The following is a 4,184-nucleotide window of genomic DNA, read 5'->3' as shown; positions in this document are numbered from 1 at the left end:
CACGGTGCGCACCCTGCACCACTACGACGCGATCGGGCTGCTCTCGCCGGGCGGCCGCAGCACGGCGGGTCACCGCCGCTACGACGACGCGGACCTCGACCGGCTCCAGCAGATCCTGTTCTACCGGGAGCTCGGCTTCCCCCTCGAAGAGGTCGCCGTCCTCCTCGACGACCCGGGCGCCGACCCGCAGGAGCACCTGCGGCGGCAGCACGCGCTGCTGACCGAGCGGATCGGGGAGCTCACGAGGATGGCGGCGGCCGTCGAGCACGCCATGGAGGCGAAGAAGATGGGCATCAACCTCACGCCCGAGGAGAAGTTCGAGGTCTTCGGGGAGAAGGACCCCGAGCGATACGCGGAGGAGACCGCCCGCCGCTGGGGCGGCTCCCACTCCCACGAGCAGGCCCGGGCGCGTGCCGCCGGGTACGGCAAGGAGGAGTGGCAGCGGATGAAGGACGAGGTGGACGCCTGGGGCGCCGCCTACGCCGCCCTGATGGCCGGGGGCGCGGAGCCGGGGTCCGAGGAGGCGATGGACCTCGCCGAGGCCCACCGCCGCCACCTCACCGCCTGGTTCTTCGAGTGCCACCCGAGGACCCATGTGGAGCTCGCCGAGATGTACGTCGCGGACGAGAACTTCCACGCGTTCTACGAGTCGATCCACCCGGGCCTCCCCGAGCACCTGAGGGAGGCGATCCGGGCGAACGCCGCACGACAGGCGGCCTGACGCCGGGCGGCCCGATGAAAGGCCCGACGAAAAGCCCGACGAAAGGCCCAGCAGAAGCAGCCTCGGGCGTACGGCCCTGACCGAGGGCCCGGCAGAGCAACCTCAGGCGCGCGGCCCGATCACCACCGCCGTGCCGTACGCGCACACCTCCGTGCCGACGTCCGCCGCTTCCGTCACGTCGAAGCGGAACATCAGCACGGCGTTCGCGCCGCGTGCCTTGGCCTGCTCCACCAGCCGCTCCATCGCCTGGTTGCGGGTCTGCACCAGGGTCTTCGTCAGACCCTTCAGCTCGCCGCCGATCATCGACTTCAGGCCCGCGCCGATCTGGCTGCCCAGGTGGCGGGAGCGGACGGTGAGCCCGAAGACCTCACCGATCACCTGCCGGACCTCGTGGCCCGGCACGTCGTTCGTCGTCACGACCAGCACGTCGGGCTGCGGCCCCTGGCCGCCCCCGTACTCGTCGATGCCCATCGGCATGCACCTCCTGACCCCCAAGCCTCGGGCCGGCGGACCGGGTCCGCATCCCGTGGGGGCCGGGTGGAACCGGGCGCCTCCGGCTCGCGTTGATAGCTTGGGGCCAGCCGTCCCCCAAGCCCCCACCGACCGCAGGAGCCCGGAACCCGTGAACACGCTTGCCCTCGGACCGAGCTGGCTGGATCCGGACTATCTGATCGGGACCTTTGGTCTGATCGGGGTCCTGGTCATCGTCTTCGCCGAGTCCGGCCTCCTCATCGGGTTCTTCCTGCCCGGCGACTCGCTGCTCTTCACCACCGGCCTGCTCGTCACCACGAACAAGCTGGACAAGCCGCTGTGGCTGGTGTGCACCCTGGTGGTGGTCGCCGCCGTCCTCGGCGACCAGGCCGGCTACCTCTTCGGCCGCAAGGTCGGCCCGGCCCTCTTCTCGCGCCCCGACTCCAAGCTGTTCAAGCAGGAGAACGTCGAGAAGGCGCACGAGTTCTTCGAGAAGCACGGCCCGAAGTCGCTGATCCTGGCCCGCTTCGTCCCCATCGTCCGGACGTTCACGCCGATCATCGCGGGCGTCAGCAGGATGAGCTACCGCTCGTTCCTCGTCTTCAACCTCGTCGGCGGCCTGCTGTGGGGCGCGGGCGTGACCCTGCTCGGCGCCTCCCTCGGCAACGTCGAGTTCGTCCACAAGCACATTGAGATGATCCTCGTCGGGATCGTCCTGATCTCCGTGATCCCGGTCGCGATCGAGCTCCTCCGGGCCCGTTCCCAGGCGAAGAAGAACCCGCCGCACGGCGACCAGGACACCCCCGGCGTCCCGAACCCGCAGACTCCCCGCGGCCGCCACGCCAAGCGATAGGGCCCGTCCGGCGGATCAGGGCCTAGAAGCCCCTCGTCCGCTTCGCGGCGCGGCGGGCCGCCGCCGCGCCCGGGGCCTGCATGAAGAGGCGGGCCAGCTCGCTCCCCAGGTTCACGCCGATCGCGATCGCCAGGGCGAGCGCCGCCGCCTTCGCCAGCGAGGCGAAGCCCTGGTCCAGATTGTTCTGGGCGATCGCGAGCACCCCGAAGTACGTCGCCGAACCGGGCAGCAGCGGCCCGATCGCCGCCGTCACGTACGGCAGCGACGAGGTGTGGTGGTAGCGGGCGGTCAGCTGCCCGAAGAGGCCCACCAGACCGGCCGCCACCGCCGTCGCCATCACCGCAGAGCCCCCGGCGGTCACCGAGATCGACGCGTAGACCACCCACGCCACCCCGCCGTTCAGCGTCGCGAACAGCACCGTCGACCGCGACTGCTGCAGCAGGATCGCGAAGGTCGCGCACAGCACCATCGACGCCAGGATCTGCACGACCGGCCGCTCCACCGGCCGCAGCACCCCCTCCGGGTTCAGCTCCGCGTGGAACTGCACCGCGATGTACAGCACCGACAGCACGCCGACCACGATCGCGACGAAGAAGTACGCGACCTCCAGGAGCCGCGCCGAGGCCGTGATGTAGAAACCGGTCAGCCCGTCCTGCACGGCCGCGACGAGCGCCCGCCCCGGGATCAGCGCGAACAGGCCACCGGTGATCACCGCCGACGGGCGCAGGTCCGCGTGCAGCAGCGTCAGGAGCACCCCCATCGCCGCCGGCGGCATCGCCGCCACCAGGAACTGGTAGAACTCCGGCATCCCGCGCCCCGCGAACAGCCACGCGAGCCGGTCGCCGAGGATCGCGCCGAGCGCCGCCACGAAGAAGACCGTGGCGCCGCCGCCGAGGAGCACCGAGGCCGCACCGGCCAGGACGCCCGCCGCCGCCGTCAGGACCCAGCCCGGGTACGGGTGCCGGTTCCGCCGGATCTCCGCGAGCCGCCGGTACGCCTCCTCGGGCGTCACCTCGTGCGCCTGCGCGTTGATGTCCGAAAGCAGCTGGTACACGGCCGCGAGCCGCGTGTAGTCCGTGCCCCGGCGGCGCACCGTCCGGTTCGCCGTGATCGGGTCGTCCACGAGCGAGGGCTGGTAGGTGACGGACAGCAGGGTGAAGGTGACCGTCGGCTCCACCCGGTCCAGACCGTACGAGCGGCAGATCGCGAACATCGCCGCCTCGACGTCCTCCGCGCCCTCACCGCCCGCGAGCAGCAGCTCGCCGATGCGCAGGGTCAGGTCGAGCACGCGCGGCACCGAGGGCCCGGGCTCGTCCTCCTTGCGCGCCGCCTCCGGCACCGGCCGCTCACCCACCGGCAGCCGCAGCATCGTCCGCATCCGGTCCTGCCACGGCGCGTCCTGCGGGAGCCGTACCAGCGACACCCCGTACGCCGGGGTGAAGGCGGGCGGGGAGTCCTTCGCCGAGTACGTGGCGGGCGGGGCGAACGCCGAACCCCCGGGCTCCGGCGGCGGCTCCGGCGTCAAGCCCGGCGGAAGGGCGAACTCGGAGGTCGGATGGTCCTCCTCGGGCGGCGCGGGCTGCTCCACCCCCGCCGGCGGGACGAACGCGCTCCGTGCCTCGTCCGACTGCGGCTTCCGGTCCTCAGGAGCACCGTCCTCCGGCTCCGCCACCACTCTCTCCGCCTCATCCCCGGGGAATCCTGGATTCCAGTATGAAGGTGCGACGGATGTACGGAAGGCGGTGCACCCCAAGAGGTGCACCGCCTTCACACGACCGCGAGAACGGACTCAGTGGCCGCCCTGCTCCTTGAAGCGCGCGTACGACTTCTGGATCTCTTCCTCGGCCTCGGCGCGGCCGACCCAGTCGGCGCCCTCGACCGACTTGCCCGGCTCCAGGTCCTTGTAGACCTCGAAGAAGTGCTGGATCTCCAGGCGGTCGAACTCGGCCACGTGGTGGATGTCCCGCAGGTGCTCCATGCGCGGGTCCGTCGCCGGCACACACAGCAGCTTGTCGTCGCCGCCGGCCTCGTCCGTCATGCGGAACATGCCGATGGCGCGGCACTTGATCAGGCAGCCCGGGAACGTGGGCTCGTCGAGGATGACGAGCGCGTCCAGCGGGTCGCCGTCCTCGCCGAGGG

The 4,184-nt window shown here is 71.4% G+C and carries 5 protein-coding genes; 2 read left to right on the top strand and 3 right to left on the bottom strand.

Translation table 11 applies throughout. The annotated features are described in order from the left end of the window. The coding region (locus CCN56_RS33610; protein ID WP_086831623.1) for a MerR family transcriptional regulator at nt 1-721 on the top strand (721 nt) is incomplete at its 5' end. Nucleotides 722-823: 102 nt separating this feature from the next. Here CCN56_RS33610 and CCN56_RS33605 read toward each other — a convergent pair. Then, entirely contained in the window at nt 824-1,192 is a 369-nt protein-coding gene (locus tag CCN56_RS33605) for a YbjQ family protein (RefSeq protein WP_086831622.1), read from the bottom strand. Nucleotides 1,193-1,343: 151 nt separating this feature from the next. On the opposite strand from CCN56_RS33605, the gene CCN56_RS33600 reads away from it, so the two are divergent. After that, nucleotides 1,344-2,045 (top strand): DedA family protein, encoded by a 702-nt coding sequence (locus tag CCN56_RS33600; RefSeq protein ID WP_086831621.1) that lies wholly within the window; start codon nt 1,344-1,346, stop codon nt 2,043-2,045. Between the two features lie 22 nt (nt 2,046-2,067). Here the strand turns inward: CCN56_RS33600 and CCN56_RS33595 are convergent, their stop codons facing one another. Together CCN56_RS33595 and CCN56_RS33590 are read right to left on the bottom strand one after the other, a co-directional pair. Then, on the bottom strand, nt 2,068-3,720 hold the full coding sequence (locus tag CCN56_RS33595) for a threonine/serine exporter ThrE family protein (protein ID WP_086831620.1): 1,653 nt from the start codon (nt 3,718-3,720) through the stop codon (nt 2,068-2,070). Between the two features lie 114 nt (nt 3,721-3,834). After that, nucleotides 3,835-4,184: inorganic diphosphatase (locus CCN56_RS33590; protein ID WP_086831619.1), on the bottom strand; the 350-nt coding region annotated here is incomplete at its 5' end.

The sequence above is a fragment of the Streptomyces sp. NRRL B-24572 genome (assembly GCF_002156145.1).
Lineage (GTDB): Bacteria > Actinomycetota > Actinomycetes > Streptomycetales > Streptomycetaceae > Streptomyces > Streptomyces vietnamensis.
This window is presented reverse-complemented; position numbering and strand designations above follow the sequence as displayed.

Coding starts and splice junctions, on each gene's coding strand:
- CCN56_RS33605 (WP_086831622.1), bottom strand. CDS start 1,192: ATGGGCATCGACGAGTACGGGGGCGGCCAGGGGCCGCAGCCCGACGTG.